The 17,287-nt window shown below is 57.7% G+C and carries 17 protein-coding genes, 1 tRNA gene and 1 pseudogene; 16 read left to right on the forward strand and 3 right to left on the reverse strand.

Annotated features, from left to right (window positions below):
* The first annotated feature begins 93 nt into the window (after nucleotides 1-93).
* The 10 genes from plsY to ureG all read left to right on the forward strand — a co-directional run bounded on the left by plsY (nucleotide 94) and on the right by ureG (nucleotide 7,996).
* A complete protein-coding gene (gene plsY / locus N5C09_RS16200) occupies nucleotides 94-708 on the forward strand; it encodes a glycerol-3-phosphate 1-O-acyltransferase PlsY (protein WP_112792141.1) in 615 nt (204 codons plus the stop codon).
* A 92-nt stretch (nucleotides 709-800) separates the two neighbouring features.
* Nucleotides 801-2,267 (forward strand): MFS transporter, encoded by a 1,467-nt coding sequence (locus tag N5C09_RS16205; RefSeq protein WP_063451133.1) that lies wholly within the window; start codon nucleotides 801-803, stop codon nucleotides 2,265-2,267.
* 249 nt (nucleotides 2,268-2,516) lie between these two features.
* Entirely contained in the window at nucleotides 2,517-3,344 is an 828-nt protein-coding gene (locus tag N5C09_RS16210; RefSeq protein WP_279749435.1) for an urease accessory protein UreD, read from the forward strand.
* A 10-nt stretch (nucleotides 3,345-3,354) separates the two neighbouring features.
* Nucleotides 3,355-3,657, forward strand: coding sequence for an urease subunit gamma (locus N5C09_RS16215; RefSeq protein WP_063438602.1), 303 nt, complete (start codon nucleotides 3,355-3,357; stop codon nucleotides 3,655-3,657).
* A 10-nt stretch (nucleotides 3,658-3,667) separates the two neighbouring features.
* The gene (locus tag N5C09_RS16220) at nucleotides 3,668-3,982 is read left to right on the forward strand and encodes an urease subunit beta (RefSeq protein WP_063451131.1); all 315 of its coding nucleotides are present in this window, start codon (nucleotides 3,668-3,670) and stop codon (nucleotides 3,980-3,982) included.
* The gene (ureC, locus tag N5C09_RS16225) at nucleotides 3,975-5,678 is read left to right on the forward strand and encodes an urease subunit alpha (RefSeq protein ID WP_193033626.1); all 1,704 of its coding nucleotides are present in this window, start codon (nucleotides 3,975-3,977) and stop codon (nucleotides 5,676-5,678) included. Before N5C09_RS16220 ends, ureC begins: the two co-directional genes overlap by 8 nt.
* A gap of 9 nt (nucleotides 5,679-5,687) precedes the next feature.
* On the forward strand, nucleotides 5,688-6,146 hold the full coding sequence (gene ureE / locus N5C09_RS16230) for an urease accessory protein UreE (protein WP_279749453.1): 459 nt from the start codon (nucleotides 5,688-5,690) through the stop codon (nucleotides 6,144-6,146).
* Nucleotides 6,147-6,155: 9 nt separating this feature from the next.
* Nucleotides 6,156-6,695 (forward strand): HupE/UreJ family protein, encoded by a 540-nt coding sequence (locus N5C09_RS16235; RefSeq protein ID WP_279749437.1) that lies wholly within the window; start codon nucleotides 6,156-6,158, stop codon nucleotides 6,693-6,695.
* Complete coding sequence (locus N5C09_RS16240) at nucleotides 6,695-7,369, forward strand: urease accessory protein UreF (protein WP_279749439.1); 675 nt, start codon at nucleotides 6,695-6,697, stop codon at nucleotides 7,367-7,369. The genes N5C09_RS16235 and N5C09_RS16240 overlap by 1 nt, the downstream gene beginning before the upstream one ends.
* A gap of 9 nt (nucleotides 7,370-7,378) precedes the next feature.
* Nucleotides 7,379-7,996 (forward strand): urease accessory protein UreG, encoded by a 618-nt coding sequence (gene ureG, locus N5C09_RS16245; protein WP_279749440.1) that lies wholly within the window; start codon nucleotides 7,379-7,381, stop codon nucleotides 7,994-7,996.
* Between the two features lie 84 nt (nucleotides 7,997-8,080).
* Here ureG and tsaD read toward each other — a convergent pair whose 3' ends face one another.
* Nucleotides 8,081-9,094 carry a tRNA (adenosine(37)-N6)-threonylcarbamoyltransferase complex transferase subunit TsaD gene (gene tsaD / locus N5C09_RS16250; protein ID WP_279749441.1) on the reverse strand — a complete coding sequence of 338 codons (1,014 nt, stop codon included), beginning with the start codon at nucleotides 9,092-9,094 and terminating at the stop codon, nucleotides 8,081-8,083.
* A 236-nt stretch (nucleotides 9,095-9,330) separates the two neighbouring features.
* Between tsaD and rpsU the strand changes: the two genes are divergently transcribed.
* From rpsU to rpoD, 3 genes and pseudogenes are all read left to right on the forward strand, one after another.
* Nucleotides 9,331-9,546 carry a 30S ribosomal protein S21 gene (gene rpsU / locus N5C09_RS16255; RefSeq protein WP_001144069.1) on the forward strand — a complete coding sequence of 72 codons (216 nt, stop codon included), beginning with the start codon at nucleotides 9,331-9,333 and terminating at the stop codon, nucleotides 9,544-9,546.
* A gap of 115 nt (nucleotides 9,547-9,661) precedes the next feature.
* A pseudogene (gene dnaG, locus N5C09_RS16260) lies at nucleotides 9,662-11,465 on the forward strand (DNA primase).
* A 95-nt stretch (nucleotides 11,466-11,560) separates the two neighbouring features.
* Nucleotides 11,561-13,405 carry an RNA polymerase sigma factor RpoD gene (gene rpoD, locus N5C09_RS16265; RefSeq protein WP_006812010.1) on the forward strand — a complete coding sequence of 615 codons (1,845 nt, stop codon included), beginning with the start codon at nucleotides 11,561-11,563 and terminating at the stop codon, nucleotides 13,403-13,405.
* A gap of 102 nt (nucleotides 13,406-13,507) precedes the next feature.
* On the opposite strand, the gene mug is transcribed toward rpoD, so the two are convergent.
* Nucleotides 13,508-14,014, reverse strand: coding sequence for a G/U mismatch-specific DNA glycosylase (gene mug, locus N5C09_RS16270; RefSeq protein WP_063451124.1), 507 nt, complete (start codon nucleotides 14,012-14,014; stop codon nucleotides 13,508-13,510).
* Between the two features lie 124 nt (nucleotides 14,015-14,138).
* Between mug and N5C09_RS16275 the strand changes: the two genes are divergently transcribed.
* The 3 genes from N5C09_RS16275 (at nucleotide 14,139) to N5C09_RS16285 (ending at nucleotide 16,386) form a co-directional block, all read left to right on the forward strand.
* Nucleotides 14,139-14,214 (forward strand) — tRNA-Ile (locus N5C09_RS16275).
* A 217-nt stretch (nucleotides 14,215-14,431) separates the two neighbouring features.
* Entirely contained in the window at nucleotides 14,432-15,004 is a 573-nt protein-coding gene (locus N5C09_RS16280; RefSeq protein WP_203465217.1) for a serine acetyltransferase, read from the forward strand.
* 212 nt (nucleotides 15,005-15,216) lie between these two features.
* On the forward strand, nucleotides 15,217-16,386 hold the full coding sequence (locus tag N5C09_RS16285; protein ID WP_279749442.1) for a DNA repair protein: 1,170 nt from the start codon (nucleotides 15,217-15,219) through the stop codon (nucleotides 16,384-16,386).
* Here N5C09_RS16285 and N5C09_RS16290 read toward each other — a convergent pair whose 3' ends face one another.
* A complete protein-coding gene (locus tag N5C09_RS16290) occupies nucleotides 16,387-17,151 on the reverse strand; it encodes a siderophore-interacting protein (protein WP_107533892.1) in 765 nt (254 codons plus the stop codon).
* Nucleotides 17,152-17,287: the final 136 nt, after the last annotated feature.

Consider the following 17,287-nt stretch of genomic DNA (forward strand, 5'->3'; position numbering starts at 1 on the left):
TTTTTGGCTAAACCGGATACCACTTCCGGCGAATTATGCGTATTATCCACAGATGCTGAGAATACAGATACATTTTCAAAACGGAACAGCGTTATGAGTGCAATCGCGCCTGGAATGATCATCCTCGCCTACCTTTGCGGCTCAATCTCCAGCGCCATTCTGGTCTGCCGCATCGCGGGGTTACCCGACCCACGCGAAAGTGGTTCCGGGAATCCGGGGGCGACCAATGTACTACGAATTGGCGGCAAGGGAGCAGCCGTAGCGGTTTTGATTTTTGATGTCCTGAAAGGAATGCTTCCCGTCTGGGGTGCGTATGCGCTGGGCGTCACGCCATTCTGGCTGGGGCTGATTGCCATCGCTGCCTGCGTCGGCCATATCTGGCCCGTTTTCTTTGGTTTTAAGGGCGGCAAAGGCGTTGCCACCGCGTTTGGTGCGATTGCGCCTATCGGCTGGGATCTCACCGGCGTGATGGCGGGCACCTGGCTGCTGACCATCCTGCTGAGCGGCTATTCGTCGCTGGGCGCCATCGTCAGCGCGCTGATCGCTCCGTTCTATGTCTGGTGGTTCAAACCGCAATTTACCTTCCCGGTGTCGATGCTCTCGTGCCTTATCCTGCTGCGTCATCATGACAACATTCAGCGCCTGTGGCGTCGTCAGGAAACCAAGATCTGGACGAAGCTCAAGCGTAAGAGGAAAGACGCGCAGTAAACCGTTCGTTATGCCTTATAACCAAATGTGATTTTTGTCACCTTCTGCCTGTGGTAACTGTTAGGTACACAACACCACTACACAAAAAGAAAATGGCAGAAATCACAGACACAACTCCCCTTCCAACGGCAGGAAACACCCCGGATGGTGACATCAGGTGGGTACGCAGCGCCTCGGACGTTTCACGTCTCGTTAACGACGGCTCTCAGGGCCGGGCAAATGCCCGCATCGTGGTCGGTATCGCGCTCGGGGGAATTTTCCTCGATGCCTACGATCTGGGTGCACTGGCCTTTGGTATCAAAGACATCACCCGCGAATTTAACCTGACGCCCGCCGGTACCGGCATGGTGGCCTCGGCGATTACCTTTGGCGCCATTGTCGGGGCGCTGCTCGGCGGTTACCTCACGGATAAAATCGGGCGCTACCGCGTCTTTATGGCCGACATGGTATTCTTTGTCGTCGCCGCTATCGCCTGCGCGCTGGCCCCGAATGAATATGTGCTGGCGGGCGCGCGCTTTGTGATGGGCCTTGGCGTCGGGATCGACCTTCCCGTCGCGATGGCGTTTCTCAGTGAATTTGCCAGGCTGAAAGGCCCGGGGAATAAAGCCTCCAGCGTCGCGATGTGGTGCCCTACCTGGTATGCGGCGATCAGCATCTCTTACCTTCTGGTTCTCTTTTTCTACGCCGTACTGCCGGAAAGTCACAGCGACTGGCTCTGGCGTCTGATACTGGGCTTTGGCGCGGTACCCGCGCTGGTGATTATCGCCATCCGCAGCCGCTACATGAGCGAATCCCCGGTCTGGGCGGCGAATCAGGGCAACCTGAAAGAGGCGGCGTCCATTTTACGGCAGTCGTATAACATTAATGCCCACGTGCCGCAGGATGCGCTCGACCAGCCCGCGCCGGTGGTCAATAAGGCAAAATGGTCGAACTACCTGAACCTGTTCCGTGGCATCTATCTGCGGCGCACCACGCTCGCCACGCTGCTGTCGGTTGTCTCCTCGTTCGCCTATAACGCCGTGGCCTTTGGTCTGCCGGTAATCATCTCCAGCTTCTTCGTGCAGTCGATGCTGACCACCATTCTGATCTCCCTCGCGCTTAATCTGCTTTTCGCGTTTGTCGGTGGGCTGCTGGCGGTGCGCTATGTTCCGCGCTTCGGCGCGTGGCGAATGTCACTGGCGGGTTATGCCTGCCAGCTTGTGGCGCTGCTCGGGCTGGGGCTGATTGGCCGCCCTGACGGAGCAACGGAAGGCGTGGTCGCCGTCGCGATGCTGGCGCTGTTTCTGTTTGGTCAGGGTTTTGGACCCGGCGCGCACACCATGACGTTTGCCTCTCTGAGCTATCCAACCTCCCTGCGCGGCGTGGGCGTCGGCTTAAACCAGACGCTGATGCGCAGCAGTTCCACGCTATCGCTGTTCCTGTTCCCGCTGCTGGTCGCCTCGCTGGATACCGCCGTGTTCTGGGTGATTGCGCTGGCGCCGTTTATCGGACTGGCGTCCCTGCTGGCGATCCGCTGGGAGCCGTCGGGGTATGATGTGGATGCAGAGGATTATCGCTAGCCTTTCTTGCCGGGTGGCGCTGCGCTTACCCGGCCTACATTACACCACCATATCAACAAATTGCGCATCCCCTTGTAGGCCCGTGCAAGCGTAGCGCCGCCGGGCGAAACTTACAAAATGCACTTTATCAACAGTCTGAAACCGGCTCACATGAGCCGGTTTTTTTATCCATAAGCGACTCATATGACAGCCTTCATTTCCGCCAGGGCATACTGAAACGTATCCCGATAGTGCGGAAATGGAAGCACCATGTTAGCAACTCAGGTCACTGATAATGCATACAAAGGCTGGCAGGCCTCGCTGGCCCTCCAGTTTTGTTATACCCCTGAGAAAACCCTCCTCCGTTCCGCGCGTCACGTCGGGCCGCTCACCGTTCAGCGTCCGTTTTATCCCGAAGGGGAAACCTGCCACCTTTATCTGCTGCACCCGCCAGGCGGGATTGTGGGCGGTGATACGCTGGATATTTCTGTGAGGCTCGACGCCAAAAGCCATGCCCTTATCACCATGCCCGGCGCCAGTAAGTTCTATCGCAGCAGCGGTCCGCAGGCCTCTCTCAATCAGCATTTTTATCTCGATGAAGATGCCACGCTGGAGTGGCTGCCGCAGGACACCATAATTTTCCCCGGTGCGCACGCCGCGCTGCGTTCCGTCTTTCACCTGCACGCCACCAGCACGCTGCTGGCGTGGGAGCTGTACTGCCTTGGTCGACCGGTGATAAACGAAACCTTCAGCCACGGCACGCTGGAGAGCCGCGTTGAGGTGTGGGTGGATGGCGAGCCGCGCCTGATTGAACGCCAGCACCTCAGCGAAGGCGATCTCGCGCCCGTCGCGGGCCATCCGTGGGTCGGCACGCTGCTGTTCTATCCGGCCCGGGAAGCACATCTCGACACGGCGCGCGCGCTGCTCGCGCCGCTGGAATGCTTTGCGGGGGCAACGCTCACCGACGATCTGCTGTCGGTGCGTTTTCTCTCCCACGACAACCTGATTTGCCAGCGGATTATGCGCGATATCTGGCAGTCGCTTCGCCCGCTGTTAACCCCCAAAACCGCCTGCTCGCCGCGTATCTGGCAGACATAAGAGAAACGCTATGGAACTGACCCCCAGAGAAAAAGACAAGCTGTTGCTGTTCACCGCCGCGCTGGTTGCCGAACGTCGCCTTGCGCGCGGGGTAAAGCTCAATTACCCCGAATCGGTCGCGCTGATCAGCGCCTTCATCATGGAAGGCGCACGCGACGGCGAAACCGTCGCCACGCTGATGGAGGCGGGCCGCCACGTCCTGACGCGCGATCAGGTGATGGAGGGCGTACCGGAGATGATCCCGGATATTCAGGTAGAAGCCACCTTCCCGGACGGATCCAAGCTCGTCACCGTCCACAACCCGATCGTGTAAGGAGCGCGTGATGATCCCAGGCGAATACCGGATCCAGTCCGGCAGCATTGCCCTTAACGTCGGGCGAGACACCCAAAGCGTGATTGTGGAAAACCACGGCGACAGGCCGATCCAGGTGGGATCGCACTATCACTTTTACGAGGTCAACCCGGCGCTGAAGTTTGACCGGGAAGCCACCAAGGGCTACCGGCTGAACATTCCGGCGGGCACTGCCGTGCGCTTCGAGCCAGGCCAGAAGCGAGAGGTGACGCTGGTTCAGGTGACGGGCGCTCAGCGCATTTTTGGCTTTCGCGGCGAGGTCATGGGAGAGGTGAAACATGGCTGACATTTCACGCCAGGCGTATGCCGATATGTTTGGTCCCACTACCGGGGATAAAGTGCGGCTGGCGGACAGCGAGCTGTGGATCGAAGTGGAAGATGATCTCACGATCTACGGCGAAGAAGTTAAATTCGGCGGCGGGAAGGTGATCCGCGACGGCATGGGGCAAGGGCAGATGACCGCCGACGACTGCGTGGATCTGGTGCTCACCAACGCGCTGATCGTCGATCACTGGGGGATCGTCAAGGCCGATATCGGCGTGAAGAACGGGCGGATCTTCGCCGTCGGCAAAGCCGGAAATCCGGATATTCAGCCCGGCGTGACGATCCCGATCGGTGCCGCAACGGAAGTCATCGCCGCCGAAGGGAAGATCGTCACCGCCGGCGGGATCGACACCCACATTCACTGGATCTGTCCGCAGCAGGCGGAAGAGGCGCTGGTTTCCGGCGTCACCACCATGATCGGCGGCGGCACCGGCCCAGCGGCGGGCACCAACGCCACCACCTGCACGCCGGGGCCGTGGTATATCGCCCGCATGTTGCAGGCCGCCGATACGCTGCCGGTGAATATTGGCCTGCTGGGCAAAGGGAACGGATCAAACCCGGACGCCCTGCGCGAGCAGATCGCCGCCGGCGCCATCGGGCTTAAGATCCACGAGGACTGGGGCGCGACGCCCGCGGCGATCGACTGCTCGCTGGAGGTGGCTGAAGAGATGGATATTCAGGTGGCGCTGCACAGCGATACGCTGAACGAGTCCGGTTTTGTCGAAGATACCCTGGCGGCCATCGGTGGACGCACCATCCACACCTTCCACACTGAAGGCGCGGGTGGCGGCCACGCGCCGGATATCATCACCGCCTGCGCGCACCCGAATATTCTGCCCTCCTCCACTAACCCAACGCTGCCCTACACGGTTAACACCATCGACGAGCACCTCGACATGCTGATGGTTTGCCATCACCTTGACCCGGATATCGCCGAGGACGTGGCGTTTGCCGAATCCCGCATTCGCCGGGAGACCATCGCCGCTGAAGATGTGCTGCACGATATCGGCGCGTTCTCGCTCACCTCGTCAGATTCGCAGGCCATGGGCCGCGTGGGGGAAGTGATTATCCGCACCTGGCAGGTGGCGCACCGCATGAAGGTTCAGCGCGGCGCGCTGCCGGAAGAGACCGGCGATAACGACAACTTCCGGGTGAAGCGCTATGTCGCCAAATACACCATCAACCCGGCGCTGACCCACGGCATCGCCCATGAAGTGGGATCGATTGAGGCGGGCAAGCTGGCGGATCTGGTGGTCTGGTCCCCCGCCTTCTTTGGCGTAAAACCGGCCACCATCGTCAAAGGCGGAATGATCGCCTGCGCGCCGATGGGCGATATCAACGCCTCGATCCCCACGCCGCAGCCGGTGCATTACCGCCCGATGTTTGGTGCCCTGGGCGCCGCACGCCACGCCACGCGGCTGACGTTTGTCTCGCAGGCTGCTCATGCCAGTGGCGTGCCGCAGCAGCTCAACCTGCAAAGCGCCACCGCGGTGGTGAAAGGCTGCCGGACGGTGAAAAAGGCCGACATGATCCACAACGATTTACAGCCGAATATCACCGTTGATGCGCAAACCTACGAGGTACGCGTCGACGGCGAACTGATTACCAGCGAACCGGCAGAGGTTTTGCCGATGGCGCAACGCTATTTCCTGTTCTGAGGAGTGATGATGATCTATCTAACCCAACGCCTGGACCACGCGCACCCGATCACCGCCAGCGTCACGCTGCCGATTGACGTGCGGGTGAAAAGCCGCGCCCGCGTGGCGCTGAACGACGGTCGCGAAGCCGGGCTGATGCTGCCGCGCGGTTTGCTGCTGCGCGGCGGAGATCTGCTGACCACCGACGACGGCAGCGAGGTGATCGAAGTGATCGCCGCCCCGGAGTCGGTTTCCGTGGTGCGCTGCACCGACCCGTTCCTGCTCGCCCGCGCCTGTTACCACCTGGGCAACCGTCACGTGCCGCTGCAAATTATGCCCGGCGAGCTGCGCTACCACCACGACCACGTCCTTGACGACATGCTGCGTCAGTTCGGGCTGGAGGTGACCTTCTCCAGCCTGCCGTTTGAACCGGAAGCGGGCGCTTACGCCAGCGATGCCCACAGTCACTCTCACGCTCATTCACATTAAGGATCAATCATGCGTAAGTATTTACCGCTGTTACTGCTGGCCTTTTCCGTTCCCGCGCTCGCGCATCCCGGCCACGGCGCCGACAGCTTTCAGGCTGGGTTTTTCCATCCGCTGACCGGGCTCGATCACCTGCTGATGCTGACCGGCGCGGGCGTGCTCTCGGCGCTGAGCGGCCGCAAGCTCCTGCTGCCGTTTGCCACCCTCGGCATGATGCTTATTGGCGCGATTGCGGGCAGCCTGCTCGGCGGCTTTAGCGGCATGGAGATGCTGATTATCGCCTCGCTGGCGGTCTGCGGCGTGATGATGTTTAAGACCGAAAACCGCCTGCTGCTGGCGGTGCCTGCCCTGGCGATGTTCCACGGCTGGGCGCACGGCGTGGAGATGTCTGGCCACAGCTTCTGGCTGTTCACCAGCGGTTTTATGCTGGCCAGCGCGACGGTGCTGGGCGCCAGCTTCGCGGCGGGGCTGCTGCTGCGCCGCCACGACGGTCTGCGTAAAACCTTCGGCGGCGGGCTGATTGTCTCCGCCCTGCTGGCGCTGATGAGCTGATGGAGCACGCCCGCCAGTGGCTGCGCCTGATGCAGCTCTCCAGCAGTAGCCTGCCGGTCGGGTCGTTTACCTGGTCGCAGGGGCTGGAGTGGGCCGTCGAGGCCGGGTGGATCACCAGCGCCGACGCGTTCAGACGCTGGCAAATCCAGCAGATGGAGCAGAGCTTTTTCTGCGTCGACCTGCCGCTGTTCATCCGCCTGTACCGTGCCTGCGAGCAGCAGGACGTCGCGGCAGCAAAACGCTGGACGGCATACCTGCTCGCCTGTCGGGAAACGCGCGAACTGCGCGATGAAGAACGCAACCGCGGCGCGGCCTTTACGCGCCTGGTTAAAAGCTGGGAACCCGCCTGCCCGGCAGAATGGCTGCCGCTGTTGATGCAAAGCCAGCTCGGCGGCATGGCGTGGCTCGGCGTGCGCTGGGGAATTGGCGCGCGCGAGCTGGCGCTGAGCCTCGGCTACAGCTGGATTGAGAGCGCGGTGATGGCGGGCGTCAAGCTGGTGCCGTTCGGGCAGCAGGCCGCACAGCAGCTGATTATCGACCTGAGCGACCATTTTGCCGCCGGGTTTGAACAGGCTTTTTCACGCAGCGACGACGCGCTGGGGGCCGCTACGCCGCTGTCCGCCATCGCCTCTGCGCGCCACGAAACCCAATATTCACGACTATTTCGTTCCTGAGGAGTCAACATGGCTGATTACAAACATCCCCTGCGCGTTGGCGTGGGCGGCCCGGTAGGCTCGGGCAAAACCGCCCTGCTGGAAGCGCTCTGCAAGGCGATGCGCGACACGTACCATCTGGCGGTGGTGACCAATGATATCTACACCAAAGAGGATCAGCGCATCCTGACCGAGGCGGGCGCACTTGAGCCAGAGCGCATCGTCGGGGTAGAGACCGGCGGCTGCCCGCATACCGCCATCCGCGAGGATGCTTCAATGAACCTGGCGGCGGTAGAAACTTTAAGCGAGAAGTTCGGCAATCTGGACCTGATCTTCGTCGAAAGCGGCGGCGACAACCTGAGCGCGACCTTCAGCCCGGAGCTGGCGGATCTGACCCTCTACGTGATCGACGTGGCCGAAGGGGAAAAAATTCCGCGCAAGGGCGGGCCGGGGATCACCAAATCCGATTTCCTGGTGATCAACAAAACCGATCTTGCGCCCTACGTGGGGGCGTCGCTGGAGGTGATGGAGCGCGATACCAACCGCATGCGCGGCGAGCGCCCGTGGACGTTTACCAACCTGAAGGCAGGTGACGGTCTGGGGACGATTATTGCGTTTCTGGAAGAGAAAGGGATGCTGCGGGTGTAGTGCGGTTATTGCCCGGTGGCGCTGCGCTTACCGGGCCTAGAAAACCGTAGGCCGGGCAAACGACGTGCCGCCCGGCAAAAAAACTCACGCCTCCGGCAGTTCCGCCAGCGGCCAGCGCGGACGCACGGATACGCTCAGGTCAGCCGTGGCGCCGGCTTTCAGGCGCACCATCCCGGCGTAGGCGATCATCGCCCCGTTATCGGTACAGAATTCCGGACGCGCATAGAACACTTCCCCGCGACGCTTTTGCATCATTTCCGCAAGCTTCGCGCGCAGCGTACGGTTGGCGCTGACGCCGCCCGCCATCACCAGGCGCTTAAACCCGGTCTGATCCAGCGCACGCTTGCACTTGATCATCAGCGTATCCACCACCGCGTCTTCAAACGCACGGGCGATGTCGGCGCGGGTCTGCTCGCTGTCGTCGTTATTGCGGATGGTGTTCGCCGCGAAGGTTTTCAGCCCGGAGAAGCTGAAATCCAGCCCCGGACGATCGGTCATCGGACGCGGGAAAACAAAGCGCCCTTCCGTTCCCTGCGCCGCCATTTTAGAGAGCATCGGGCCGCCCGGGTAATCCAGGCCCAGCAGCTTGGCGGTTTTATCGAACGCTTCGCCGGCGGCGTCGTCGATCGACTCGCCCAGCAGCTCGTACTTGCCAATACCCGTTACGCTAATTAACTGCGTATGACCGCCGGAGACCAGCAGCGCGACAAACGGGAATTCGGGCGGATTGTCTTCAAGCATCGGCGCCAGAAGATGCCCTTCCATGTGGTGAACCGGAATGGCGGGAACGTCCCACGCGAAGGCCAGCGAACGCCCTACCGTTGCGCCGACCAGCAGCGCACCGACCAGGCCCGGCCCTGCGGTATAGGCCACGGCATCAATATCTTTTGCACTCAACCCAGCCTCTTTCAGCGCCGCCTGAATCAGGGGAACCGTCTTACGCACGTGGTCACGAGAGGCCAGTTCAGGCACGACGCCGCCGTAGTCAGCGTGCAATTTCACCTGACTATACAGCTGGTTGGCCAGAAGCCCTTTTTCGTCGTCGTAAATGGCGATGCCGGTTTCATCGCAGGATGTTTCAATACCCAGTACACGCATGACTTGTTTTACCTCGTTTCAATACCGCGCAGTGTAGAGCCTGGGCGGATTGTTGTAAAACTTTGTTCGCCCCAGGAAGAAGCCTCGTGTATACTCCTCACCCTTATTAAAGTCCCTTTCAAAATCGCATCGGTGCTTTACAAAGCAGCAGCATTTGCAGTAAAATTCCGCACCATTTTGAAATAAGCTGGCGTTGATGCCAGCGGCAAACCGAATTTATTAAAGGTGAGAGTTACATGCCGGTAATTAAAGTACGTGAAAACGAGCCGTTCGACGTAGCACTGCGTCGCTTCAAACGTTCATGCGAGAAAGCAGGTGTTCTGGCTGAAGTTCGTCGTCGTGAGTTTTATGAAAAACCAACGACCGAACGTAAGCGCGCTAAAGCTTCCGCTGTGAAACGTCACGCGAAGAAACTGGCTCGCGAAAACGCACGCCGTACTCGTCTGTACTAATCTGTTGAGGGCCAACGCCCTCAATTGACAGACAGAGTTGTAGTCGTAAGGCCGTGCTTCCGGAAGGAATGCGCGGCTTGTTTTCGTTTATAAGTCGCTTAAATTTTTGGGGCATATGGCCGGAAGAATCCCACGCGTTTTCATCAATGACCTGCTTGCCAGAACCGACATCGTCGATCTCATCGACGCGCGGGTGAAGCTAAAAAAGCAGGGCAAGAACTACCATGCGTGCTGTCCGTTCCATAACGAAAAAACCCCCTCTTTCACCGTAAACGGTGAAAAGCAGTTCTACCATTGCTTCGGCTGTGGCGCACACGGTAATGCCGTCGATTTTTTGATGAACTACGACAAACTCGAGTTCGTTGAAACCGTCGAAGAGCTGGCGGCGATGCATAACCTTGAAGTGCCGTATGAAGCGGGCAGTGGGCCAAGTCAGATCGAGCGCCATCAGCGGCAAACGCTGTATCAACTGATGGATGGCCTGAATTCGTTTTATCAACAGTCTCTTAAGCACTCTGCGGCTGAGCCTGCGCGTCAGTATCTGAACAAGCGCGGACTGAGCGACGATGTGATTGCGCGTTTCGCTATTGGTTACGCCCCGCCCGGCTGGGACAACGTGTTAAAGCGTTTTGGCGGCAATAGCGAAGATCGTAAATCCCTCATCGACGCAGGCATGCTGGTCACCAACGACCAGGGACGAAGCTACGACCGCTTCCGTGAACGGGTGATGTTCCCGATCCGCGACAAGCGTGGCCGGGTGATCGGTTTTGGTGGTCGCGTGCTGGGTGATGCCCTGCCGAAATACCTCAACTCCCCGGAAACCGATATTTTCCATAAGGGCCGCCAGCTGTACGGTCTTTATGAAGCGCAGCAGGAAAATGCGGAACCTCCGCGGCTTCTGGTCGTCGAAGGTTATATGGACGTCGTTGCGCTGGCGCAGTACGACATTAACTATGCCGTTGCGTCACTGGGTACGTCCACTACGGCGGACCATATTCAGCTGCTGTTTCGCGTCACCAACAACGTGATTTGCTGCTACGACGGTGACCGCGCAGGACGCGACGCGGCCTGGCGCGCGCTGGAAACCGCGCTGCCGTACATGACCGACGGACGTCAGTTACGCTTTATGTTCCTGCCCGACGGTGAAGACCCGGATACGCTGGTGCGTAAAGAGGGCAAAGCGGCATTTGAAGCACGGATGGAGCAGGCACAGCCGCTCTCCACGTTTCTGTTTAACAGCCTGATGCCGCAGGTGGATTTGAGTACCCCGGACGGGCGCGCGCGGCTCAGTACGCTGGCGCTGCCGTTAATCAGCCAGGTGCCCGGCGAAACGCTGCGCATCTATCTGCGACAGGAGCTAGGCAACAAGCTCGGCATACTGGACGACAGCCAGCTTGAACGTTTAATGCCAAAGCAGGCTGAAAACGGCACGGCACGTCCGGCGCCTCAGCTAAAACGCACAACCATGCGTATACTGATAGGGTTACTGGTGCAAAACCCCGAACTTGCTCCGCAAGTGCCGTCGCTGGCGGGTTTGAACCACGAAAAATTGCCCGGACTTGGCTTATTTTCAGAATTGGTCAACACTTGTTTGTCTCAGCCAGGTCTGACCACCGGACAACTTTTAGAGCATTATCGCGGCACAAAAGAGGCCGCTACCCTTGAAAAACTGTCGATGTGGGACGATATAGCAGATAAGGATATCGCAGAAAAAACGTTCACCGACTCACTCAACCATATGTTTGATTCGATGCTTGAGCTGCGCCAGGAAGAGTTGATAGCTCGCGAGCGCACCCATGGCTTAAGCAGCGAAGAACGCCGGGAGCTCTGGATGATTAACCAGGAACTGGCGAAGAAATAAAAAATTTAACGGCTTAAGTGCCGAATATCGATCGGGAAGCCCCCGGCAGCCGCACTGAGAGGCAGCGGCAAAAATATAAGTACGCCCTCGCTTTAAAGGTTGGCAGCCTCATCGCCGACACCAATCAAACGAATTAAGTGTGGATACCGTCTTATGGAGCAAAACCCGCAGTCACAGCTGAAACTTCTTGTCCAACGCGGTAAGGAGCAAGGCTATCTGACCTATGCCGAGGTCAATGACCATCTGCCGGAAGATATCGTCGATTCAGATCAGATCGAAGATATCATCCAAATGATCAATGACATGGGCATTCAGGTGATGGAAGAAGCACCGGATGCCGATGATCTGTTGCTGGCTGAAACCTCCAACAACACTGACGAAGATGCGGAAGAAGCTGCTGCACAGGTCCTGTCCAGCGTGGAATCTGAAATCGGGCGTACCACTGACCCGGTCCGCATGTACATGCGCGAAATGGGTACCGTTGAACTGTTGACCCGCGAAGGCGAAATTGACATCGCAAAACGCATCGAAGACGGGATCAACCAGGTTCAGTGCTCTGTTGCCGAATACCCGGAAGCGATTACCTATCTGCTGGAGCAGTACGATCGCGTTGAAGCGGAAGAAGCGCGTCTGTCCGATCTGATCACTGGCTTTGTCGACCCGAACGCTGAAGAAGATATGGCGCCAACCGCCACTCACGTCGGCTCTGAGCTGTCTCAGGAAGAGATGGATGACGACGAAGACGAAGATGAAGAAGAAGACGACGACAGCAGCGACGACGACAACAGCATCGACCCGGAACTGGCGCGCGAGAAGTTTGCCGAGCTGCGTACCCAGTACGAAGTGACGCGTGACACCATCAAAGCGAAAGGCCGCAGCCATGCCGCCGCTCAGGAAGAGATCCTGAAACTGTCTGAAGTGTTCAAACAGTTCCGCCTGGTGCCAAAACAGTTCGACTACCTGGTTAACAGCATGCGCGTGATGATGGATCGCGTACGTACCCAGGAACGCATCATCATGAAGCTGTGCGTTGAACAGTGCAAAATGCCGAAGAAGAACTTCATTACCCTCTTCACCGGCAATGAAACCAGCGAAACCTGGTTCAACGCCGCTATCGCGATGAACAAGCCGTGGTCTGAAAAGCTGCACGACGTGAAAGAAGACGTCCAGCGCGGCCTGCAAAAGCTGCATCAGATTGAAGAAGAAACCGGCCTGACCATCGAGCAGGTGAAAGACATCAACCGTCGTATGTCTATCGGTGAAGCGAAAGCCCGCCGTGCGAAGAAAGAGATGGTTGAAGCGAACTTACGTCTGGTTATCTCTATCGCCAAGAAATACACCAACCGTGGTCTGCAATTCCTGGATCTGATTCAGGAAGGCAACATCGGTCTGATGAAAGCGGTAGACAAGTTTGAATACCGTCGTGGTTACAAGTTCTCCACCTATGCTACCTGGTGGATCCGTCAGGCGATCACCCGCTCTATCGCAGACCAGGCGCGTACCATCCGTATTCCGGTGCATATGATTGAGACCATCAACAAACTCAACCGTATTTCTCGCCAGATGTTGCAGGAGATGGGCCGCGAGCCGACGCCGGAAGAGCTGGCTGAACGCATGCTGATGCCGGAAGACAAGATCCGTAAAGTGCTGAAAATCGCTAAAGAGCCTATCTCCATGGAAACACCAATCGGTGACGATGAAGATTCGCATCTGGGTGATTTCATCGAGGATACCACCCTCGAGCTGCCGCTGGACTCGGCCACCACCGAGAGCCTGCGTGCCGCCACGCACGACGTTCTGGCTGGCCTGACCGCCCGTGAAGCCAAAGTGCTGCGTATGCGTTTCGGTATCGATATGAACACCGACCATACACTGGAAGAAGTGGGTAAACAGTTCGACGTTACCCGCGAACGTATCCGTCAGATCGAAGCGAAGGCGCTGCGTAAGCTGCGTCACCCAAGCCGCTCTGAAGTGCTGCGTAGCTTCCTGGACGACTAACCCAGGTAAACAGCAAAAAGCTCCCAATCGGGAGCTTTTTTTTTGTTTATTCCCTCTCGCTGTGGAAGAGGGCCAGGGTGAGGGCCTCAGGCCGCAGAGGCTCTAAAGCCCCCGCACCATCAGCGCCTCATCAAGTTCCCGGTATGCCTCCACCAGCTTATCCAGCGTCGCCCTGTTCAGCCCGCTCGGATTCGGCAGCACCCACACCTGCGTTACGCCAATAGTAATGTTTTGCTTACCCCACTGAGCACCGCGCTGGCTGAACGCCTGCTCGTAGGCCTGCTTGCCGAGGATCGCCAGCGCTGCGGGCTGATAGTCTTCAATCTTCTTCACCAGTTCCCGCCCGCCGGTGCGCAGCTCATGCAGATTCACTTCGCTTGCCTGCACCGTGGGTCGCTCGACCAGCATGGTGATACCGCAGCGCGTATCCAGCAGCTGCTGCTCTTCTTCCGGCTTAAGCTGTTTTTCGGTAAAACCGGCCTGATGGATCACCTTCCAGAAGCGATTTCCCGGGTGAGCAAAGTGAAAACCGGTGTGCGCCGATGACTTACCCGGATTGATACCGCAGAACACCACCCGCAGGCCAGGGGCCAGAATATCGTTAATCATCTCTACTCCTGTTTATGCATCATAAGATAAGTATAAAGGATTGATTATGCATTGTTTATAAAAACAGCAGGCAGGTGTGAATGGCTGGATTGCTGAGGGGAGTTACTTTATAATTCACCGCCACGGCCCCTTAGCTCAGTGGTTAGAGCAGGCGACTCATAATCGCTTGGTCGCTGGTTCAAGTCCAGCAGGGGCCACCAAATTTTAGCTTTAGAATCATCCAGTTAAGCCACTCCCGCGAGTGGCTTTTTTGTTACTTAATGCATGGGTGAGGCAAAAGTGTCGCACAAAAGTAAGAGTGCTTCCTTCCCTCAAGGTTATGACAAGCCCTCTCCACATAACTACTACGCCAAAAAGTTGCTTTCCGTAGGCTTTTGACTTTAAATTCCCGCGACAAATGAAAGGGAAAGATAAGTAATGGATAAACAAGCCAGATCAACTCATTTACGTGAATGCTTACGTCAGGAAGTAATGATGAGTTCTAAGACGTTTTCATGGTTCAGTGTGCTGCATAAAGCTATCAAATGCCCGGATCGCCGCTTCCACTTCTGGTGGCGCATCGCGTCGCACTGGCATCGCTCGGGCAACAAGTTCCTGAAAAAACGAGCCGCTAAATTAAACAGAAACCTCATTTTCAAATATGGAACTGAGATTCAGTTGGGGGCGCACATCGGACCCGGTATGGTGATTTCTCATCATCACGGGATTGTAATAAATGGTTCGGCTGTAATAGGTCATTCTCTCCGGATAAGACAAAACATCACGATTGGCATTACTGGCGCGAATGTTAATAAAGGACCAATATCCATTGTAATTGGCAACAACGTCAGTATTGGTGCGGGTTCCTGCATCATCGCAGATAAGATTCGCATCGGTGACAATGTTGTAATCGGCGCTATGTCATTTGTGAACAAAGACATTCCCAGCAACACCACCGTCTATAGCGAAAAGACTTTGCATGTCATGTCTAACAAATTACATGCAGCATGAGCAGGCACTGCTACACATTTCAGTCGAATGAAAGCCCCTCGCCTGCCCGTGTAGCTCCCTCAGCCGGCTGAACCCTGAGGTTCCCCTTCACAACCCCTAAAAACTAAAGAAATCCCCCATCGCGCCGATCATCATCCGTGTGTATTATTTCCTGTAGCGTTGACCACAACTACCCTTAACTCAAATACTTAAGCGCCAGAGCGAAAGGCATCATGAGCACACCGATCAAACGGCTAGAAATCATTAAAAATGCCATTGAGCTGGAAGATGACGACATCATCCAGAGCCAGCTGAAACGCCTCAAAGATGAAGCCTTTGACGATGGTCTCCTGTCCATCGTCGCGGCGCTTGAGCAGCAAAACTACACCGCTGCCATCCGTGCTATCACCGCCTGGCTGCAAAACCAGCGTGCCGTTGCCCCGTGGCGCGATCCGCAGCTGGCGGCCAGCAAGCTGGAGCTGAAAGCGCTGGAGGAGCGCCTGCGTGACCTGATTGACCGCCGTAACGCCCGGGTGCAGCAGCTTGATGAGTTCAACGATCTCTATTTTTCGCGCCTCGGGCCGCTGATGCAGCAGATCCTCGTCCTGCGTAAAACGCTGGCGGAGCTGAACCTGCGTCGTCAGCAGGCGGAGGCGCGTCGCCGGGAAGAGGATTACCGCCGCTGCCAGCGCTATATGGCGCAGGCCGTGGAGGTTCTGTCGACGCTCACCCAGCGCTGGCAACAACTGCCTGCGGATTCCGTTCAGGCGGCAGAGGCGCGCAAGCATCTTCAGCAGCAAAGTCATCTTATTGCCACCCTGTTGGCCGAAGCGCAGGAGCTGGAGACCGGACTAACGCGTGAAGAAGAGCCGGCGCGTCAGGCGCGCGATGAGGCCAATGAAGAGTACAGGAAGTATCGCGAACAGCATCATGATGCCGAAGTGCGCCTGCGTAAAGGCAAGGCTCTTTCTGAAGAGGATCGGAACGAACTGAAGCGGCTCTGGCGCCAGGCGAGCAGGCTATGCCACCCGGATCTGGTTGCCGATGACTTAAAAGAAGAAGCCAACCGGATGATGGTGCAACTCAACCAGGCCAAACAGCGCGGCGACGTGAAGGCCATACGCTCGCTGGTCGCCCGTCTGCAACACGGGTTCGAACCGATGATGGCGAGCGACAGGCTGAACGACCTGGAACGTATTCGTAAAAAGATGGCGCAGGTGCGTGAGCAAATCGACGCCCTGGTGAGCGAACTGGCAGAGCTGGAGAAGGAAGAATCCTGGCTGCTCGTCTCGTCGCTAAGCAATATGGAAGCCTACTTTGCCCAGCAGGAGAAAGCGCTGAAAGAGGTATGCGCCTCGCTCGAACATCAGGTGAGCGAAGCGCAGCTGGATCCCGCCGCCTGACTACTTTGCGTGCCAGTACGCGCTGGCACGCACCAGCTGCGGGTCAATCGCATCGGTTTCAAACTGACGGCTCAGGCTTTTCACCACCTTTCCCTCTCCGGTCAGCCAGATAAAGTAATCCTCTTCCGGCACGGTCAGCGCGGCCAGATGCTCCGCCACCGCCTGCTCGCTGTGGCCGATAACCCAGGTGATGTTGAACTCGCTCAGGTGCGCCAGGTAGTCTTTGTACGACGCATCGCCCACGGTGACGATGGCGTGGATCGCCGGGCGAACCGGCAGTTTTGCGATGCCTTCCAGACGACGGCGCAGCGCGGGCATGCCCGACTCGTCGCACACGTACAGCTGCCAGGCATAATCTTCCGGCACCACCAGCGAACCGCGCGGACCGCCGATGGTCAGCTTGTCGCCCGCCTTCGCCTCTACCGCCCAGTTGCTGGCAATGCCGCCATCATGAACGAAGAAATCGAGCACCAGCTCATTTTTTTCGTCATTGTACAGCGGAGTGTAGTCACGCGCCTGCGGGCGCACGCCGTCGCCCCAATTAATGCCTTCATCGGTGACGACAGGCGGCACGAAGGTCGTGCCCGGTGCCGGGAAAAAGACTTTGGTATGGTCGTCAAAGCCGCGTGAGCTAAAGCCCTCCAGCGCCTCGCCGCCTAACACAATGCGCTGAAATCCTGGGCTGACGCGCCCGGCGCGGAGCACGTTCAGCTCGCGAAAACGCAGATCGTTGCGGACACGTTGAGGGTAACGGGTAGATGCCATAGTGATGCCCTTCTCAGGTGAATACGATATATCGGAATGAATTTTTAATGATAATGATTGCTATTAACTCAGAAATCAAGATTTTTTAGATTGCATCTGAATATATCTAAGATATAGTTTAGATATATCAAATTGA

This window comes from Enterobacter sp. GD03975, assembly GCF_029838645.1.
Taxonomy (GTDB): Bacteria; Pseudomonadota; Gammaproteobacteria; order Enterobacterales; family Enterobacteriaceae; genus Enterobacter; species Enterobacter quasihormaechei.

Coding starts and splice junctions, on each gene's coding strand:
- N5C09_RS16220 (WP_063451131.1), top strand. CDS start 3,668: ATGATCCCAGGCGAATACCGGATCCAGTCCGGCAGCATTGCCCTTAAC.
- N5C09_RS16235 (WP_279749437.1), top strand. CDS start 6,156: ATGCGTAAGTATTTACCGCTGTTACTGCTGGCCTTTTCCGTTCCCGCG.
- N5C09_RS16205 (WP_063451133.1), top strand. CDS start 801: ATGGCAGAAATCACAGACACAACTCCCCTTCCAACGGCAGGAAACACC.
- rpoD (WP_006812010.1), top strand. CDS start 11,561: ATGGAGCAAAACCCGCAGTCACAGCTGAAACTTCTTGTCCAACGCGGT.
- mug (WP_063451124.1), bottom strand. CDS start 14,014: ATGATTAACGATATTCTGGCCCCTGGCCTGCGGGTGGTGTTCTGCGGT.
- N5C09_RS16215 (WP_063438602.1), top strand. CDS start 3,355: ATGGAACTGACCCCCAGAGAAAAAGACAAGCTGTTGCTGTTCACCGCC.
- ureG (WP_279749440.1), top strand. CDS start 7,379: ATGGCTGATTACAAACATCCCCTGCGCGTTGGCGTGGGCGGCCCGGTA.
- tsaD (WP_279749441.1), bottom strand. CDS start 9,094: ATGCGTGTACTGGGTATTGAAACATCCTGCGATGAAACCGGCATCGCC.
- ureC (WP_193033626.1), top strand. CDS start 3,975: ATGGCTGACATTTCACGCCAGGCGTATGCCGATATGTTTGGTCCCACT.
- ureE (WP_279749453.1), top strand. CDS start 5,688: ATGATCTATCTAACCCAACGCCTGGACCACGCGCACCCGATCACCGCC.
- N5C09_RS16240 (WP_279749439.1), top strand. CDS start 6,695: ATGGAGCACGCCCGCCAGTGGCTGCGCCTGATGCAGCTCTCCAGCAGT.
- rpsU (WP_001144069.1), top strand. CDS start 9,331: ATGCCGGTAATTAAAGTACGTGAAAACGAGCCGTTCGACGTAGCACTG.
- N5C09_RS16280 (WP_203465217.1), top strand. CDS start 14,432: ATGGATAAACAAGCCAGATCAACTCATTTACGTGAATGCTTACGTCAG.
- plsY (WP_112792141.1), top strand. CDS start 94: ATGAGTGCAATCGCGCCTGGAATGATCATCCTCGCCTACCTTTGCGGC.
- N5C09_RS16290 (WP_107533892.1), bottom strand. CDS start 17,151: ATGGCATCTACCCGTTACCCTCAACGTGTCCGCAACGATCTGCGTTTT.
- N5C09_RS16285 (WP_279749442.1), top strand. CDS start 15,217: ATGAGCACACCGATCAAACGGCTAGAAATCATTAAAAATGCCATTGAG.
- N5C09_RS16210 (WP_279749435.1), top strand. CDS start 2,517: ATGTTAGCAACTCAGGTCACTGATAATGCATACAAAGGCTGGCAGGCC.